The sequence below is a fragment of the Kitasatospora sp. NPDC059408 genome, from assembly GCF_042751525.1.
GTDB lineage: Bacteria > Actinomycetota > Actinomycetes > Streptomycetales > Streptomycetaceae > Kitasatospora.
On record NZ_JBHYWI010000052.1, the window covers coordinates 1 to 16,837 of the forward strand.

Annotated in this window: 20 protein-coding genes; 5 read left to right on the forward strand and 15 right to left on the reverse strand. The window is 74.9% G+C overall.

Translation table 11 applies throughout. From position 1 onward, the window contains the following. Positions 1–48: 48 nt before the first annotated feature. The 13 genes from ACFXDE_RS29120 to ACFXDE_RS29180 all read right to left on the reverse strand — a co-directional run bounded on the left by ACFXDE_RS29120 (position 49) and on the right by ACFXDE_RS29180 (position 10,753). Positions 49–1,332, reverse strand: coding sequence for an MFS transporter (locus tag ACFXDE_RS29120; protein ID WP_380497659.1), 1,284 nt, complete (start codon positions 1,330–1,332; stop codon positions 49–51). A gap of 34 nt (positions 1,333–1,366) precedes the next feature. Next, positions 1,367–2,416: a polysaccharide deacetylase family protein gene (locus ACFXDE_RS29125; protein WP_380497660.1), complete on the reverse strand. Its 1,050-nt coding sequence runs from the start codon at positions 2,414–2,416 to the stop codon at positions 1,367–1,369. Beyond that, positions 2,413–3,786 (reverse strand): condensation domain-containing protein, encoded by a 1,374-nt coding sequence (locus ACFXDE_RS29130; protein WP_380497661.1) that lies wholly within the window; start codon positions 3,784–3,786, stop codon positions 2,413–2,415. Before ACFXDE_RS29130 ends, ACFXDE_RS29125 begins: the two co-directional genes overlap by 4 nt. A 96-nt stretch (positions 3,787–3,882) precedes the next feature. Further along, a complete protein-coding gene (locus ACFXDE_RS29135; protein WP_380497662.1) occupies positions 3,883–4,692 on the reverse strand; it encodes a hypothetical protein in 810 nt (269 codons plus the stop codon). Continuing rightward, on the reverse strand, positions 4,689–4,955 hold the full coding sequence (locus ACFXDE_RS29140) for an acyl carrier protein (RefSeq protein WP_359970354.1): 267 nt from the start codon (positions 4,953–4,955) through the stop codon (positions 4,689–4,691). The genes ACFXDE_RS29135 and ACFXDE_RS29140 overlap by 4 nt, the downstream gene beginning before the upstream one ends. After that, positions 4,952–5,929, reverse strand: a complete 978-nt coding sequence (locus tag ACFXDE_RS29145; RefSeq protein WP_380442742.1) for a 3-oxoacyl-[acyl-carrier-protein] synthase III C-terminal domain-containing protein — start codon at positions 5,927–5,929, stop codon at positions 4,952–4,954. Before ACFXDE_RS29145 ends, ACFXDE_RS29140 begins: the two co-directional genes overlap by 4 nt. Then, the gene (locus tag ACFXDE_RS29150; protein WP_380497663.1) at positions 5,929–6,753 is read right to left on the reverse strand and encodes a class I SAM-dependent methyltransferase; all 825 of its coding nucleotides are present in this window, start codon (positions 6,751–6,753) and stop codon (positions 5,929–5,931) included. Before ACFXDE_RS29150 ends, ACFXDE_RS29145 begins: the two co-directional genes overlap by 1 nt. A gap of 19 nt (positions 6,754–6,772) precedes the next feature. Then, positions 6,773–7,024 carry an acyl carrier protein gene (locus ACFXDE_RS29155; RefSeq protein ID WP_380442747.1) on the reverse strand — a complete coding sequence of 84 codons (252 nt, stop codon included), beginning with the start codon at positions 7,022–7,024 and terminating at the stop codon, positions 6,773–6,775. 40 nt (positions 7,025–7,064) lie between these two features. Next, positions 7,065–7,436, reverse strand: a complete 372-nt coding sequence (locus ACFXDE_RS29160; RefSeq protein WP_380442749.1) for a holo-ACP synthase — start codon at positions 7,434–7,436, stop codon at positions 7,065–7,067. Next, entirely contained in the window at positions 7,433–7,579 is a 147-nt protein-coding gene (locus ACFXDE_RS29165; RefSeq protein ID WP_380442751.1) for a hypothetical protein, read from the reverse strand. The genes ACFXDE_RS29160 and ACFXDE_RS29165 overlap by 4 nt, the downstream gene beginning before the upstream one ends. 166 nt (positions 7,580–7,745) lie before the next feature. Continuing rightward, entirely contained in the window at positions 7,746–8,378 is a 633-nt protein-coding gene (locus ACFXDE_RS29170) for a pyridoxamine 5'-phosphate oxidase family protein (RefSeq protein ID WP_380497664.1), read from the reverse strand. A 339-nt stretch (positions 8,379–8,717) separates the two neighbouring features. Beyond that, positions 8,718–9,836: a nucleotide disphospho-sugar-binding domain-containing protein gene (locus tag ACFXDE_RS29175; protein ID WP_380497666.1), complete on the reverse strand. Its 1,119-nt coding sequence runs from the start codon at positions 9,834–9,836 to the stop codon at positions 8,718–8,720. 275 nt (positions 9,837–10,111) lie between these two features. Further along, positions 10,112–10,753: an alpha/beta fold hydrolase gene (locus tag ACFXDE_RS29180; protein WP_380497715.1), complete on the reverse strand. Its 642-nt coding sequence runs from the start codon at positions 10,751–10,753 to the stop codon at positions 10,112–10,114. Here ACFXDE_RS29180 and ACFXDE_RS29185 point away from each other — a divergent pair. After that, positions 10,720–11,292 (forward strand): hypothetical protein, encoded by a 573-nt coding sequence (locus ACFXDE_RS29185; RefSeq protein ID WP_380497668.1) that lies wholly within the window; start codon positions 10,720–10,722, stop codon positions 11,290–11,292. The two genes, ACFXDE_RS29180 and ACFXDE_RS29185, sit on opposite strands and share 34 nt — an antisense overlap. 459 nt (positions 11,293–11,751) lie before the next feature. On the opposite strand, the gene ACFXDE_RS29190 is transcribed toward ACFXDE_RS29185, so the two are convergent. Together ACFXDE_RS29190 and ACFXDE_RS29195 are read right to left on the reverse strand one after the other, a co-directional pair. After that, the gene (locus ACFXDE_RS29190; RefSeq protein WP_380497669.1) at positions 11,752–12,384 is read right to left on the reverse strand and encodes a response regulator; all 633 of its coding nucleotides are present in this window, start codon (positions 12,382–12,384) and stop codon (positions 11,752–11,754) included. Further along, positions 12,381–13,694, reverse strand: a complete 1,314-nt coding sequence (locus tag ACFXDE_RS29195; RefSeq protein WP_380497670.1) for a sensor histidine kinase — start codon at positions 13,692–13,694, stop codon at positions 12,381–12,383. Before ACFXDE_RS29195 ends, ACFXDE_RS29190 begins: the two co-directional genes overlap by 4 nt. Before the next feature lie 296 nt (positions 13,695–13,990). Here ACFXDE_RS29195 and ACFXDE_RS29200 point away from each other — a divergent pair, with 296 nt between their 5' ends. The 4 genes from ACFXDE_RS29200 (at position 13,991) to ACFXDE_RS29215 (ending at position 16,769) form a co-directional block, all read left to right on the forward strand. Continuing rightward, positions 13,991–14,551, forward strand: a complete 561-nt coding sequence (locus tag ACFXDE_RS29200; RefSeq protein ID WP_380442763.1) for a heme-binding protein — start codon at positions 13,991–13,993, stop codon at positions 14,549–14,551. A gap of 185 nt (positions 14,552–14,736) precedes the next feature. Continuing rightward, on the forward strand, positions 14,737–15,153 hold the full coding sequence (locus tag ACFXDE_RS29205) for a hypothetical protein (protein ID WP_329927198.1): 417 nt from the start codon (positions 14,737–14,739) through the stop codon (positions 15,151–15,153). Between the two features lie 76 nt (positions 15,154–15,229). Beyond that, positions 15,230–16,147: an NAD(P)-dependent oxidoreductase gene (locus ACFXDE_RS29210; protein ID WP_380497671.1), complete on the forward strand. Its 918-nt coding sequence runs from the start codon at positions 15,230–15,232 to the stop codon at positions 16,145–16,147. A gap of 40 nt (positions 16,148–16,187) precedes the next feature. Further along, a complete protein-coding gene (locus ACFXDE_RS29215) occupies positions 16,188–16,769 on the forward strand; it encodes a GNAT family N-acetyltransferase (RefSeq protein ID WP_380497673.1) in 582 nt (193 codons plus the stop codon). The last annotated feature ends 68 nt before the right edge of the window (positions 16,770–16,837 follow it).

A 16,837-nucleotide genomic window follows, 5' to 3' on the forward strand; every position in this document is an offset into this window, starting at 1 on the left:
GGTCGGCGACCTGGGACTTTGCCGCCGGCGGGGGTTGTTCCGGCGGAGTCAGGCCTGGGTGGGGACTCGGCGCAGGTTGCGGATGGGGCGGGTGAGGAAGAGGGCGGCGGCGGTGCAGAGGGCCACCACGACGCCGACCTGGAGGACCCGGTCGGTGCCGAAGGCGCCGACGGCGGGGCCGGCGAGGGCGCTGCCGATGGGGTACATGCCGACGGAGCCGGCGACCTCGTAGGCGTGGACGCGGTTGAGGACCTCGCCGGGGACCTGGGTCTGGACGCTGGTGGCCCACATGACGCCCCACACGCCGATGCCGACGCCGACCGCGAACTGGGCGGCGGCGAGCAGCCAGACGGGCCAGTCCAGGACGATGCCGAGCGGGTAGAGCGGGTAGGCGAGCATTGCCACCGCGCCGGCGGCCAGGGGGCGTTCGGGCTTGTAGCGGATCGCGAGCAGGCCGCCCGCCACGGTGCCCGCACCGAGGGCGCAGTTGATCAGGCCGAAGGCGGTGGCGCCGTGCTCGGGGACGATGACGCCGGCGGCGACGGACAGCTGCGGACCCCAGGAGAGCACCGCGAAGACCATCCAGATGACGATGACGCCCCACAGCCAGCTGCGGGAGCGGAACTCCCGCCAGCCGACGGCCAGGTTGTGCCACAGGCTCTCGCCGGCCGGCGGGGCGGGCACCACGCCGAGGCGCAGGGTGAGCAGACAGACCGCGCTGGTCCCGTAGGCGAGGGCGGAGATCACCATCACCCAGCCGGTGGCGCCGAGGCCGACCATGGCGCCGGCCAGGGCCGGGCCGCCGAGGCCGGTGAGCGCCTCGGAGGTGCGCAGGACGCCGTTGGCGCCCTGGACGTCGCGGGAGACGAGGGGGACGGTCGAGGAAGCGCCGGGCTGGAACATGGCGTTGGCCGTGCCGGCCACCACGAGCAGGGTGTACAGCTGCCACAGGTGGTCGATGCCGTGGATGAACAGGAAGGCGAGCAGCACGTGGGCGACGAGGTTCGTCAGGTCGGCGGCGATCATCATGCGGCGGGCGGTGAACCGGTCGGCGAGGACGCCGCCGAACAGCACCAGGCCGGCGAACGGGCCCACCAGGAAGGCCATCGAGTAGCCGGCGGCGTTCAGGCCGTAGCCGCCGCTGAGCAGGCCGGCCGAGACGGCGACCGGGAGCATCGCCCAGCTGAGCAGGCCCGCGCTGCGGGCGGTGAAGTAGTACCGGAAGTTACGGGACCAGATCGCCGGTTCGGTGCTCGCCGGCGCCTCGGCGGGCCGGTCCTCCACCCGCGCGGACGCGGCCGCGGGGGCGTGTTCGGTCAAGCGTTCTTCCATGACTGTTCAGTCCTCCGCTGGTGGATCGTGGTGTTCAGGGTCGGGTGACGGGCGGCGGGTCGAGCTCCCCGACGGTGACCGGTTCCAGGCCGCGGTCGAGCAGGCCCTCGACGATCGACGGGAGGGCCTGGACGGTCTGGCCGCGGTCGCCGGCGCCCTCGTGCATCAGCACCACCGATCCGGGGCCGGCGGACTCCAGGACGGTCGCCGCGATGCGCTCCGGCCCCGGCCGCGTCCAGTCGCGGGAGTCCACGTCGAACATGGTCAGGGTGGCCGGGTGGTCCTCCAGGACGGCCGGCACCTCGGGGCTCAGCGCGCCGTACGGCGGGCGGAACCGGGTCGGGGCCGTGCCGGTGGCCCGGGCCACCGCCTCCGCCGTGCGGTCGAGCTGCTCGCGCAACTGGTCCGCCGTCAGATCGGCCAGGAAGGGGTGGGACCAGGAGTGGTTGCCGACCTCGTGGCCGGCGTCGGCGATCCGGCGCACCTCGTCGGGCAGCGCCGCGGCGTGGTGGCCGACGCAGAAGAACGTCGCCCGCACCCCGTAGCGGTCCAGGATCTCCAGCACCCGCCGGGTGTGCACCGGGTCGGGGCCGTCGTCGAAGGTGAGCGCGACCCGCGGGACGTCCCGCGGGCCGTGCTCGAACCAGCGGCCGGCGGCCACCAGGGCGGCCCGGGTGGGCTCGCTGCGCCGGACGACCTCGTGGAACTCGTCGGCCCGGCCGGTCAGGCTGCCGCCCTCGGCGGTCACCCGTGCCAGCGTGCCGGGCGCGGTCCTGGCCTGCTCCGCCAGGCGTGCGGCCGGGACGGAGCCGAACCGCGGCCGGGGCGGCAGCACCCAGGGGTCCGCGCGGTACACCTCCAGGCCGGCCGCCGTCATCGGGCCGTCGAGCAGTCCGTTGGTGCTGTCGAGCACCACGGCCACCGGTTCGTCGTCCGAGCTCAAATCCCGTATCAGGGAGATGAGTTCGGTGACGGCCGCAGCTCCCCAGCGGCTCGGCCCGGTCGCCCGGCGGCCGGCGCCGTCGAGCACCTCGACCTCGTAGCCCGCGCCCGTCCAGGCGATTCCCGCGTAGCGCGCGCTCACTCGTCCCCCAGCGCGAGCGCCTCGGCGACGATCAACTGCTCGACGCCCCGGAGGAACTGCTCCATCCCGGCGCGGCCGAGCACCGCCGGGTCGGCCGTCATCGCGAGGTCCAGGGCGCCCGGGGCGGTCAGCACGTCCACCGCCATCGAGACGTTCACCCGGGCCGGGAAGTCCGTCGGCCAGCTCAGCTCGGTGCGGCCGGCCAGCTCGCCCAGCGCGTCCTCCGGCCGCTCGACGGTGTCGAACGGCCCGCTGCCCGGGTCCCGGGTGTCGTTCCACCAGTACGAGTGGTCGGCCGCCTCCCCCCGTTCGACCAGTCGTGCCACCTCCCGCTCCAGCGCCCACTTGTCGTACGCGGCGTGCCGGAACGCGCTGAACGAGACGGACCGCGTCCGCCGTACCGCGTCCACGAAGTCCCGGCCCGCGTCCGGGAGCCGGAACAGCGCCTCCTGCGCCACCGTGCTGACCGCCGCGGTGGCGGCCGGCTGGAAGCGGTTGCCCACGACCACCTGGAACAGCACGTCGTCGCTGCCGGACATCCGGGCCAGCTGGTGCGAGGCCGCGCCCAGCAGCACCGCGGCGTCGCTCACCTCCAGGTGCTCGGCCACCCGCTCGACGGCCACGGCCAGCGCGGGCGAGCGCAGCAGCGCGTTGGGGAACAGCCGGTCCGGATCGGCGGCGAGCTCCGGCGCGGCGGGCTCCCGGAAGATCCGCCGGGGGCCGGCGGCCAGTTGCTCGCACCAGTAGCGGCGGGCGGCCTCGTCCCGGCGGCGGCCGAGCGGCGAGGCCTGGACCGCCGCGGCGTCCAGCGGCTGGAGGGCGGGGCGGGACCGGCGCAGCGACTCGGCCGACTCGCCCGCCTCGATCGACCGGAGGTCGCGCAGCAGCCGGACGAGGCCCCAGTAGTCCATGCCGGCGTGCGAACCGGTCAGGACCAGCCGGTGGACCAGCCCCTCGCACTCGACGAGGCCGACCCTCAGCGGCCATTCCCGGGTGTGGTCGAAGGGGCGTCCGGCCAGCTCCTCGAGCAGCGCGGCACCGGCCTCCGGCGCCTCGGCCGCGGCGCACCGCCGGACCTCGACGGGGAGTTCGCCGCTGCCGTCCACGACCTGCTCCAGCCCGTCCTCACCGGCCGGCAGCAGCCTGGTGTGCAGGCTGTCGTGGAGGTGGAGCAGCTCCGTCAGGTCCGCGAGGACGCGGGTGGCGGGGCGGGGCGGGGTGACGGGGAGCTCGGTGGGCAGGTTGTACCGGGGGGCGTCCTCGCCGAGCCGGGTGACGACCCCCCAGATCGCCCGCTGCCCCCAGGTGGCCGGGCCCGTCCCGGCTCGTGCGGAATCCAGCCTGATGCTCTGCTCGTTGACCGTGGTCATCCTGTTCCTGCCGTCCCTTCGGTTGCCTCGTCCGTTGTCTGCCGGAGCCGGGCCCTCCACGGGTGGCGGCGCCGGGCGGGTGCGGGTGGACCCGGGTCACTCCTCGCCGTCGGCGAACACGGCCAGGTGGGTGCGGCCGGTGCGGGGGTCGGTGTCGCAGAGGACGACGCGGTGGTGGGCGTGCTGCCAGTCCTGCCAGTGGCGGGCGAGTTCGAGCCAGACGCCGGTGCAGTAGCTGCCGGGTTCGGCGCGGTGGACGGCGGGGTGGTCGGGGATGTCGTCGGTGACGTGGGGGCCGAGGACGAGGAGGGTGCCGTCCGCGTCCGGACCGCCGAGTCGGGCGGCCAGGGCCGGGCCGGCGTGGTCGGCGGCGTGGGCGCCGGCGAACCGCGGGCCGGGGCCGGCGTCCGCGCGGAGGACCAGGAGCGCGGCGGAGTCGACCAGCGGCGTCAGGGGGTGGGGCGTGGGCAGGGTGGTCTGTTCGAGGACGGCGACGGCGACCTCGGTGGCCCGGCCGGCCTCCTGGTAGGCGGCGGCGATGCGCAGGGCCGTGAAGGGCGCGGCGAGGCCCTGTTCGGTGAGGGCGAAGTTGGTGGCCCGGCCGCCGAGCCGGGCGGTGAGGTAGGGGGCGGTGGCGGTGAAGGGGGCGAGGTCGGGCAGGGCGTGGGTGACGATCGCGAGGTCGGGCCGGGCGGCCGCGACGGCCTCGTCGGCGGCCAGGAGGAGGTCGACGAGGTCCCGGTGGTGGAGGTGGGCGCCGCCGCGGTGGAGGTCCTGGTCGGGTTTCTGCCCGAAGGGGGCGAGGAGGTCGGTGAAGTAGGCGAGCAGGGCGGGGTCGTCCTCGCCCGGGCCGGGACCGGCCGGGGCGCGTACGGCGGTGGCTGCGCGCAGGGCCAGCGCGGTCATGAGGTCCCCTCTTCCCGCCGCAGCGCGGCCTCGACGTAGTCGGCGAACGAGCGCATGGTGCGCAGGTGGTCGATGTCGAGGTCGTCCGGGTCCACCGCGATCCCGGTGGCCTCCTCGACGGTCATCAGCAGCCCGAGGACGGACGAGGAGTCGAGCCGCAGGTCGTCGAAGAGCGCGGTGTCCTCGGTCAGCCCGGTGATCGGTCGCTCCAGGACCTCGCTCAGCGCCTTCTCGATGGTGATCAGCACGTCCTGACGGTTCACCGGCTGCCTCCCGGGGTGCGGTGGGTGATGACCATGGCGCCGAAGGTGGCGCCGAGGCCGACGGAGACCAGGAGGTAGTGCGCGCCGTCGGTGAGCCGGCCGGTGTCGCGCAGGGTGGTGTAGTTGAGGAAGACGTCGGCGGCGAAGGTGTGGCTGTAGACGGGGACGTTGTCGAGGAAGACCTTGTCCTGGTCGATGCCGAGTTCCTTGACGGTCTGGCGCCAGGCGAGCTTGTTGACGTTGTGGGGGATGACGAGGTCGACGTCGTCGAAGGTCAACCCGGCTTCCGCCAGCGCCTGGTGGATGACCTCGGCGATCCTGGCGGCGTACTGCTCGCCGTACTCGGTGCTCTGCTCGGGGGTGAGCTCAAGCCAGCGGGCGTACTCGCCGAGGGTGCGGGTGGTGAAGGAGCGGACGATGTCGCCGTCGCCGTCCAGGGTGAGCAGGCAGGAGGCCGCGGCGTCGGCCATGATCGCCGTGTTGGGGACCAGTTGCACGATGGGGGAGTAGGCCTGTTCACCGGTGACCATGAGGGCGTGGGCGCCTTCGCGGCCTTCGGCGCGCAGCAGGTTGCCGAGGATCTCGATCGCGCCGAGGCTGCTGACGCAGGCCTGGTGGCTCAGTCCGAAGGCCTCGGCGCCGGTGAGTCCGAGGTCGTCGCGCACGACCTGGGCCATGTCGGTGTCGGCCGGGGCGACGGCCTGGGTGACGTGGGCGTAGGCGAGGTAGTCGACGTGTCCGTCGTCGGGCAGGGCGGCCAGTGCCGCGCGCGCCGCCGGCCGCAACAGGTCCAGCAGCGGCAGCTGCGGGTCGTACCGCAGCCGGTCGAGACCGTAGAACTTGCGGAACACCCCCAGATCACCGCGGCGCAGACCGAGGTGCTCCCCGAGCTCCTCGATCCGCACGCTGCGCTCGGGCGCGTACGACTCGATCCGTTCCAGCGTGATCCGGCGCTCCGCCGTCCGCTCGCTCATCACGCGGCCGCGATCTCGGCGCGGACGAGCCAGAGCCGGTTGGCGCCGCGGCGGTCGCGCGGCTGGACGTCGTAGGGCCAGCGGCCCTCGCCGGCGCCGGGCTGGCCGGGCTCGCTGACGTCGACGGCCTTCCAGCCGTTGGCGCTCAGGAACTCCTCGGGCTCGTCGGTCCCGAAGACCCACGGGGTGCCGTCGGCGGCCAGGGCGTCGAGGAAGGTCTTGGCGAACGGGCTGCGCAGCTGGGCCCGGCCGAGCATGTCGAACGCGAGGCGGCTGCCGGGGGCGGAGGCCGAGGCGAGCAGGGTGAGCAGGCCGGAGACCTGGTCCTCGGTGAGGAAGAAGGTCAGCCCCTCGGCGATCCACAGGGTGGGGCGGGTGCGGTCGAAGCCGGCGGCTTCGAGGGTGGGCAGCCAGTCCTGGGTGAGGTCGGCGGAGACCTCGCGGCGGTCGGTGCGGGGTTCGGCGCCGAGGGCGTCGAGGCGGCGGCGCTTCTCGGTGATGAGGGGACCGTGGTCGACCTCGTAGAGCTCGGTGCCGTCGGGCCAGCCGAGACGGAAGGCGCGGGTGTCCATGCCGGCGGCGATGAGGACGACCTGCCGGATGCCGCCCTCGGCGAGGATGTCGCGGATGGCGTCGTCCAGGTAGCGGGTCCTGATCGAGATGAACGGCAGGACACCGCCTCCGACATAACGCTCGATCAGTTCGAAGCCCTTGGGGGCGGCGAGGTCGCGGGCGAGGGGGTCGGTGAAGAGGGCGTCCTCGCGTTCGGACTCCTGGGCGCGGGCGGCGGCCATCCACTGGGCGGTGTAGGAAACGGCGTGCATGGGTGGTCCCTCCTCGGGCTCAGGCGAAGAACGCCTTCTGGATGGTGGCGAGGGACTGGAAGTCCTCGATGTCGATGGTGTCGAAGTCGATCTCGATGCCGGCCGCGTCCTCGATGGTGTAGACGAGCTCGACGAAGGCGAGCGAGTCGACCAGGCGGCTCTCGATGATGTTGACGTCGGGGGCGAGTTCGGTGCGGCCGGGGTGGCGGCCGAGGATCCAGTCGCGGACCTTGTCGATGCCGGTGGCGGTGCCGGTGCCGGTGGCGCTCATGGCGGTTCCCTTCGAAGGGCGCGGACGGTGGTGGGCCCGCTCAGGGAGCGGTGGTGGCCGCGACGGCGATGGCGAAGCCGCCGTCGTGGCTGATGCTGATGTCGATCGGGCCGAGCCCGGCGTCGGCGGCGAGTTCGGCGGCCGAGCCGGCCAGCCGGACCTCGGGGCGGCCGCCGGGGCCGCGCAGGATCTCGATGCCCTGCCAGGGCACGGGCCGGCCGACGGTGCCGAACAGCTTGAAGACGGCCTCCTTGGCGGCCAGCCGTCCGGCGATCCCGGAGGGGTCGGGCGCGCCGTCCGGGGTCCGGGAGGCGGTCAGCTCGTCGGTGGAGAGGAACCGCCTGAGCACCGGCAGGAGTTCGTGGATCCGGGTGAGCGGCACGAGGTCGACGCCGATGCGGGGCCGGTTCACGACGGATCGGCGGCGCCGGCGGTGGCCCTGGCGGCGTCGCGGACGGGTCCGGGGGTGGCGAGGGCGGGTTGCCCGTCGTGGCCGGTGAGGCGGTCCGTGATTTCCTGGAGCCGGCCGTTCCGGTCGATCACATCGCTGACCATGGGCGATGTCTCCGTTCGCCTCGGTGTTCTTGGACGATTCGAGGCTAGGGATTGGTGCAGACCTTTCTCAACGCCCGGAACCGGCTGCCGAATTAGGTCAGCGGACAGCCGGGTGCGTCACCGGAACACCGGGCACCCGGGGCCGCTCCCTGGGGCCGCTCCCGTCCTACTGCGGCTTCCCCGCGGCGAGCTCGGCGCGCAGGGCGGCGTTCTCCTGCTCCAACTGCGCGAGGCGCTCGTGGATCGGCGCCAGGGCGTCGGAGACCTCGCGCTGACTGAACCGGGGCGTGATGTGGTTGGGGCAGTTCCAGGCGAACGCCTCGACCCGGATGGTGACGACGTGTTCGACCGCGCCCTCGGTGCGCGGCTCGCTCAGGCGCTCGACGAGCCCGGGGTCGTCGCCGATCGGCACGGCGGCGGCGCGGCCGAACAGCTTGAGGCGTGCCCGGCGCGCGTGGTCGATGAAGAAGAGCGCGACCCGGTCGTCGCCCCGCAGGTTGCCGGTGGTGATGTACTGCCGGTTGCCCCGGACGCCGAGGTAGCCGAGCGTGTGCTCGTCCAGCACGTGCACGAACCCGGTCGGGCCGCCCCGGAACTGGATGTACGGCCAGCCGGTCTGGCCCACGCTGGCGAACAGGAAGCCGTCGAGGCTGCGGATGAACGAGGCCTCGGAGCCGGTGAGCGGCTCGGCCTCCTCGGCCGGGCGCCGCAGCCGGCGGTCGGCGGCGGTGGCGCTGCCCATCTCCTCCTGGACCTGGCGCACCGCCTCGGTGTACGCGAGCTGGTCGAACCGGCTCATGCGACGCTCCTCTGGTGGGTCGGCACGGGGAACGGCCTTGCGGTTCGACCACCGTACGGACCTCGCCTGGGCGCACTCCTCCAGCCCGGCCAGAGGAGCGGGAGCCCCCGGGCGTCCGGCCGCCGCCGACCGCACCGCTGCCCACCTGCGCTTGCGCCGGGCACCGCCCACGGGACCGTCGCGACCGGCAGAACCGGTAACACTGCCGGAGCAGTTGTCCGGAGCGCACGGCGTGCCGGCAGGAGCGGCGTCCGTCGGGCGGGGCGGCGGCGCGTGCCCGCGCCGCAACGCGGAAAGCCGCAGGCCGGGTGGCCTGCGGCTGCCGGGTGCCGGGGCGGTTCAGCGGGCGGCGGCCAGGGCCTCCAGGGTGGGGACCATGGCGGCGGGGGTGGGGAGGGCGTCGTTCTCGGCGCGGACGCGGGCGGCGGCGGCGCGGAGGTCGGTGTCGGTCAGGAGGCGGTTCAGGACGTCGGTGTCGACGGTCTCCGAGGTGGAGCGCAGGGCGATGCCGGCGGCGACGAGCGCGTCGGCGACCATGAAGTTGTCGGCGCCCTGGGGGAGCAGCAGCTGCGGGACACCGGCCGAGAGGGTGGTGCCCGTGGTGCCCGCGCCGCCGTGCTGGATCACGCCGTCGCAGTGGCGGACCAGGTCGGCGAGCGGCACCCAGGGCAGGGCGCGGACGTTGCCGGGCAGGGTGCCGAGCGGGGCGATGTCGGCGCCGTCGACGGCGAGCAGGAAGTCGGCGTCGACCGCGGAGGCCGCCTCGATCAGGCGGGAGACGGCGCTGACGCCGTCCATCTGGGTGACCACGGTGCCCAGGGTGATCAGGACCCGCGGACGCTCGGCCGGGGCCAGGAACTCGCCCGGGACGAGGCCGCCGCCGTTGTACGGCACGTAGCGCATCCGCAGGCCGTCCGGGTCGCCGCCGAGCGGGCCGATGCTGAGCGAGGTGGGCGTGGCGGGACCGGCCACGCCGTGCTTCTCGTAGAGGTCGGTGAAGTGGCCGGCGAGGCGCTCGACCATGTCGCGGCCGGTCGGGATGCCGTAGTTGTGCAGGACCGACGGGATCCCGAGCTTGGCCGCCACCAGCGGGGCCGCGGGCTGGAACGCGGCGTGCACGAGCAGGTCGGCGCCCCAGTCGGAGGCGACGTCGAGGAGGCCGTCGACGGTGGGACGGGCGACGTAGGCGAAGGCGCGGGCGGCCATGTCCAGGATCCCGTCCTGGTCGAGGCCGTGGCCGCTGTAGCTGAGCTGGCCGTCGTTGGCCTCCGAGAACAGGTCGCGCATGTCGCGGCCGTCGCCGATCTCGGCGAGCGGGAAGCCGGCGCTGCGGATCTGGTCCAGCGGCCGGGAGACGGCGAACAGGATGTCGTGCCCGGCGGCGCGCAGGGCCTGGGCGGTGGGCACCATCGGGAAGAGGTGGCCGGCCGCGGCCGGGCCGGTGAGGAGTATGCGCATCGTCGTCTCCTTGCATGACGTGTCGCGCTCTCGTGCGGAGCGGCGACGGACAAGCCCATCTCCTCTCGCGAGCTGATGTCGAGTCAATTCGGATTTCGGTGCCGTGTGCGGGAATCGGACGTTCTGCCGTGGCTCTTGCCAGGCGGGCCGCGGTGTGCTCTCTCCGGCGCGGGGCGGGCCGGTCGCCGGTCGGGCCCGCTCGGTCCCGGTCGGTCGCCGGTCGGTCGCCGGTCGGGCGTGCCGGTTCCGCGGGGGCAGCCGGTCGGGATTCCCGCTCAGCCGTCGAGGAAGTCGCGGACGGTCCTGGTGTACGCCTCGGTCTCCTCGGCCAGGACGATGTGCCCGGTGTCGAACTCGGCGTACGCGCTGCCGGGGAGGGCGGCGTGCAGCCGGCGGGTGTTCTCCACCGGCACGGTGGCGTCCTGGGTGCAGCCGATGACCAGAGCCGGTGCCTGGACCCGGGGGAGCAGCGGGCCGAGGTCCAGCGCGAGGTCGAGGGCGATGTGCCGCAACGTGCCCGAAGTCGGCTGCATGTAGGCGGTGTTGGCCTCGACGGCAGCTCGGCCGATCCGGTTGGGGAAGCCCCGGCTGAAGGCGGTGAGGGTGGCGTAGCGGCCGAAGGCGACGGGGTCGCCGGCGAGCGACAGCCAGGTGGCGAAGGACAGGCGCAGGTACTCGTCCTGCTCGCTGCTGATCCACCCGGCGGTGGCGACCAGCCGGCGGACCTGATCCGGGCGCAGTGCGGCGGCCGCGGTGGCGACGACGGCGCCGAGCGAGAAGCCGCCGACGTCGGCGGTGCCGGAACCGATCGCGTACGCGCGCCGTCGAAGGAGAGACGGAATCCCTGCCCGGGTTGAACACCGGGAGGAGTACGGAGAACCCAGTGCTGCCAGGTCGTGCCGACCTGAACCTCGGATGCCCGGTGGGCCGCCCCTGCTTCGGGCCGGAGGAGCCGGCCGCCTGGCCGCTGGGGGAGGCGACGGTCGATCAACTCGTCGCCGCCGCGAGATGCGAGACGCTGCTCCAGGACACGCTCGACGCGATCCGGCCGATGCCCGTCTGGCAGAGCGCGCCGCCCCGGTCCGGCGTCCGGCTGCCGCCGCCCTGGTCCGGCGACGGTCCGCACTGGTACGTCACGCGCGGACGGGACGTCCTCACCATCGTGTCGGAGGCGCGGCGCGCGGTGCTGGCCGGCGTGGTCGAGGGCCACTGGCGGCGGCGCGGCTGGACGATCACCGCGCTCGGTGTCGGCCGGGAGCTGCCGCGGGTGGCCGCGACGACCCGGGATGGCTATCAACTGGTGCTGGAGTTCGGCGACTTGGGTGAGGCAGGGCTGATCGCGAGCTCACCGGGGGCGGACCGTCCGGAGCACCCGTCGCGCACGCAGGCCGCGGGTGGGTGCGGCCGCGCGCCGCTGCCGTACGTCTGCTGTTCCCACTGGAGCGCGATGGCGTGACGCGGGGTCCCGCGTCGGGCGGGGCCTCGGTGCGCAGATCGGTGCGCAGATCAGTGGGCAGAGGAGGCGCGGAGCGAGCCCCCCCGGACACGCTCCGCGCCACCCTCGTCGCGCGGCTTCGGCACTGCCGCTCCCCCCGACCCCCCGGCCGCTCGCCGGCCCCCCTGGCGGTGCCCTCCGGCGAGGGCGGTCCGCACGGACCCCGGCGAGCCCCTTCCCCCAGGGACGTCGTTGGACCCAAGCTAACAAACCGCGTGGTTGGTTTGTCAATAGCGGGATCCACGAAACATCCACAATCGTGACAGGGTCGTGGACGCCGCGCCACCAGGTATTTGTGGGCGCATCAGGGCGCGCGACGGTCCGTCGGGGGCGCGTGCGGGGTGCGGGGGAGAGCGTGCGCCGGTCTGGAATCCGACATTCCGAGCACTTCGACAGTACGGAGCGGCACCGGACGAGCGCTCAGCGCAGCAGCCTGCGCTCCTTGGCGACGGCCACCGCGCCGGACCGGGTGTCGACGCCGAGCTTGTCGTAGATGCGGCCCAGGTGGGTCTTCACGGTGGCCTCGCTGATGAACAGCGCGCGGGCGATCTCCCGGTTGCCGAGCCCCTGCGCCAGCTGCTCCAGGATGTCCTGCTCGCGCTCGGTCAGCTGCGGCGCGGGCGCCCGCATCTGCGCCATCACCCGGGTCGCCACCGGCGGCGACAGCACCGTCCTCCCCCGCGCGGCGGCGTGGACGGCGGCGAACAGCTCCTCCGGCCGTTCGGCCTTCAGCAGGTAGCCGGTGGCCCCGGCGGCGATCGCGCGGCTGATGTCGGCGTCCGTGTCGTACGTGGTCAGCACCAGCACGTGCGGACCGCCGGGCGCGGCGGTGATCCGGCGGGTGGCCTCCACGCCGTCGATGCCGTCCCCGAGCTGGAGGTCCATCAGCACGACCTGCGGCGCCAGCCGGGCGGCCAGCGCGACCGCCTCCTCCCCGGTGCTCGCCTCGCCGACCACCTCGAAGTCGCCCGCGCTCGCGAGCAGCGCGAGCAGGCCGGCCCGGACCACCGCGTGGTCGTCGCAGACCAGCAGCCGGACGGGAGTCGTGGTCATGGCTGCTGCTCCAGGGGGATCGAGGCGGAGACGACGGTGCCCTCGCCGGGGGCGCTCTCGACCGTCAGCGTGCCACCGAGCTGCCGCAGCCGCGCGCGCATCGCCGGCAGCCCGTACCCGCGGCCGGCCCCGCCCGCAGGTCCTTCGCCGGCGCCGTCGGGGCCCCGGCCGCGGTCGAGGCCCCGGCCGTCGTCGGCGACGTCCAGCACGGCCTGGTCGCCGAGGAAGGACAGCGTGATCGCCGCCGTCGAAGCCCCGGCGTGCTCCCGGACGTTGGCCAGCGCGCCCTGGGCGATCCGCAGCAGCGCGGACTGGACGGCGGCCGGCAGCGGGACGGGCGCGCCGTCCAGGTGGAAGCGGACCGGCAGGCCGCTCTCGGCGGACTCGCGCGCGGCCAGCGCGCGCAGCGCCTCGTCCAGCGGGCGGCCGTCGGCGAGTTCGGCGGGTGCGAGGTCGTGGACGAAGCGGCGGGCCTCGGCGAGGTTCCGGGCGGCGACGTCGGCGGCGGTGCGCACGTGGGCGCGGGCGGTCGTCGGGTCGGTGTCCCAGGTGCGGTCGGCGGCCTGGAGCAGCATCTGCTGGCTGGACAGGCCCTGGGCGAGGGTGTCGTGGATCTCCATCGCCAGCCGCTCGCGCTCCGCCAGCGTGCCCTCCCGCCGTTCGGTGGCGGCGAGTTCGCGCCGGGTGCGGACCAGGTCGGCGATCAGCGCGTGCTGCCGGGCGGCCTGCCGCGCCATGAAGAGGAAGACGCCGGTGGCGAGCGCCGCCACGGCGGGCGGCAGCAGGACGAGCGTCGCGTCGGCGCCGCCGGGCAGCCGGATCTCGGCGATCACGACCAGCAGGGTGAGCGCCGCCACCAGCGGGATCGCCGCCCGCGCGGGGAGCGTGCGCAGGGCGGTGTAGACCAGCGGGACGGCGCACCACGCGAAGCTCGGCGCGAGCAGCACCAGCACCACCCAGAGGGCGACCACCGTCGCGAACGGCCGGAGCCGGCGCCGGCCCGGTGCGGGCGGGCGGCGGTGCGCGAGCCAGGAGCCGGCCGGCTGGGCGGCGGCCAGGGCGGCGCTCAGGCCGACGACCCACGGGATCCGCGGGCTGCCGGCGTGGTGGGTGAGGTAGCGGCTGAGCGAGGCGACGAGCAGCAGGAGGAAGGCGGAGTCGAGCAGCAGCGCGAGCCGGCCCGCGTCCGGGTCGCCGGCGGTGCTCCCGAGCGCGTCCGCACCCGCGAGCGCGTCGGCGCCCTCGGCGCCCTCGGCGCCCTCGGCGCCTTCGGCGACGACGGCGTCGTCTGCGGCGCGGGGGTGCGGCACGGGAGGCTCCTGGTCGGTGGTCACGGGGGCGCGCTGACCTGCGCCGATCCCTCGATGGTGACCCGTCCGGCCCGGTCCCGCATCAGCCGATCGGTTGACCCCGGTGTCGGCCGACCCGCCCGCGCGCCCGCGCCGGACCGCCGATGTGGCCGGCCCCGCTCCGGCCGGAGGATCGAAGCACGGCCGCCGGACGGGTCCCCCCGCCGCCCGGCGGCCCCCACCCGAACCCGCGGCTCCCCCCGAACCCGCGGATCCCCGACAGCCCGATCCCGTAGTCCCCGAGGAGCTGGACCCCGATGAAGAAGATCTCCGTGCGCACCCGAGTCCTCACCGGTACCCTCGCCGCCGCCGCGCTCGCCGCCACCGTCGGCGCCGTCTCGGCCAGCGCCGACACGAGCGAGACCCCGGCCGCCGCGCCGGCCGCGGTGAAGGTCGACACCCAGAACAGGAACCTGGCCCAGAGCACGGGTCTGACCGTCGACGCCGCCACCCGCGCCGCGCAGGCCGCCCTGGACGCGGCGGCCAAGGCCGGCCAGCACGTCTCGGTCGCGGTCGTCGACCGGGACGGCGTCACCCGGGTCCTGCTCAAGGGCGACGCGGCCGGCCCGCAGTCGCCGGAGTCGGCCGTGCGCAAGGCCTACACCGCGGTCTCCTGGAACGCGCCGACCTCGGAGCTGGCCAAGCGGCTGGCGCAGGCCCCGAACCTCAAGGACATCCCGGGCACGCTGTTCCTGGCCGGCGGCGCCCCGGTGCAGGCCAAGGGCGCCCCGGTCGCGGCGATCGGCGTCGCGGGCGCGCCCAGCGGCGACCTGGACGAGCAGTTCGCGCAGGCGGGGGTCGCCGCACTCGCGAAGTGACGCGGCCCTGGGCACCGCGGACGGGGAAGCACCCCTGACGCACCGCCCGCCCGCCCGGCGCACCCGGGCGGGCGGGTTTCCGTTTCCCCTCGTTCGGGTGAAGATCGGGAGGGTCCTTGCAGTACAGGGCGCGGACCGGTCAAAAGCCGGTGCCACTGTCGGTGGGGCGTGGCAGGCTTCCCGGTATGACGGCGTGGACCCTCAACGACATCGAACGTGCGATCCGCTCCTCCTGGGGTGTCGACACCTGTGCGCCCGAGGACCTGGCCCACTGGCGTCCCGACAATCCCGCCCGCGGCCAGTGCGGCGTCACCGCGATGGTGCTGCACGACCTGATCGGCGGCGAGCTGATGATGGGCGAGGTGTACGCCGGCGGGGTCCGGACGGACCTCCACTGGTGGAACCGCTTCGCCCCCGGCGTCGAGATCGACCTCACCCGCGAGCAGTTCGGGCCGGACGAACTGGTCGGCCCCGGCCGCCCGGTCTCCCGCCCGGCCCGGCACGGCCGGCTCCAGGCCCAGTACGAGCTGCTGCGCCACCGGGTGCTCACCCAGCTGGAGCGCGGCCGGGCGGTGCGGCTGCCGGAGCGCGCCTGCGCCTGAGCTCGGCTGACGTACAGTCGGCCGGGGTGCGGCGGCGCGGGCGCGCGGCCGGGGCGACGGCGATTGGGAGTGCGCGATGACCGGGACGACGGTCGGCTTCGTGGGGCTGGGTGCGATGGGCCGGGGCATGGCGGGCAGCCTGCTGCGGGCCGGCCACGCCGTCCGGGTCTGGAACCGTTCCCCCGAGCCGGTGGCCGCCATGGTCGCCGAGGGCGCGGAGGCGGCGGAGACGCTCGCCGAGGTGTTCGCGGCCGACACGGTGGTCTCCATGCTCGCCAACGACCAGGCGGTCGAGCGGCTGCTGCTCGACCCCGCCCTGCTGTCGGGCGCGCGGGCGACCCTGCACGTCAACATGGCGACCGTCTCGCTCACCCTCGCCGAGCGGGCCGAGGCCGCGCACGCCGGGCACGGCATCGGCTACGTCGCCGCGCCCGTCCTCGGCCGGCCCCCGGTCGCCGCCGCAGGACAGCTGAACATCCTCGCCGCGGGCGATCCCGCGCTGCTGGCGCGCGCCGAGCCGCTGTTCGCCGCGATGGGGCAGCGGACCTGGCACTTCGGGGACCGTCCGGGCCAGGCCAACACCACCAAGATCAGTGTCAACTTCCTGCTGGCCTGCGCGATCGAGTCGATGGCCGAGGCGTGCGCCCTGGCCGAGGCCCACGGCGTCCGGCCGACCGACCTCGTCGAACTCATCACCGACACCCTCTTCCCCGGGCCGGTCTACGGCGGGTACGGCGCGATGGTGGCCGAGCGGCGCTACGAGCCGGCCGGGTTCCGGCTGCCGCTGGGCCTCAAGGACGTCGGCCTCGCGCTCGACGCCGGGGCCGCCGCGACCGTGCCCCTCCCGTTCGGCAGCGTCCTGCGGGACGCCTTCCTCGACGCGCTCGCGCACGGGGACGGCGACAAGGACTGGGCCGCCGTCGCGGCCGTCGCCCGCCGCCGCGCCGGCCTGCCCGACCGAGGTCCCGTCGCCACCTGCGCCGCCGGCCGATAAGCACGTGCGGGGCCGTGCCGCGCCCGCCTACGATCCGCGCGTGACGTCCACCCGCAGCGCCGACGACCGCTCCGCAGCCCCCTGGCTGGTCCGCACCGAACGGCTGGAACTGCGCGCCGTCGGCCCGGCCGACCTCGCGCCGCTGCACGCCATCAACCACGACCCCCGCACCTGGCGGCACGCCCCCGAGGGCCGGCACCTCGACGAGGGCACCACCCGCGCCTGGATCGGACGGGCCGTCGACGTCTGGGAGTCCGACGGCATGGGCTACTGGACGGCCCGTCCGGGCGCCGGCGGCCCGGTGGTCGGCGTCGGCGGCGCCTCGCTCCAGACCTCCACCGGCTTCTGGAACCTCTACTACCGCCTCGACCCGGTGTACTGGGGCCGCGGCTACGCCACCGAGCTGACCCGCGCCGCCGTCGACGCCGCCCACCGGCACGCGCCGGACCGGCCGGTGGTGGCCTGGGTGCACGACCACAACGCCTCCTCCCGCGCGGTCGTCGAGCGGATCGGCCTCGCCGATCTCGGCCCGCGGTGGCACCCCGTCCTGCGCGAACCGGTCCGGCTGTGGGCCGACCGGCCCGTCCCGCCGGCGGAACCGGAGCGGACGCCCCCGGAATAACCGGCCCGGCCCGCGCGCTGGCGCCTGCGAACGCACCACTTCCGCACCACTTCGACGGACCGCGCCGA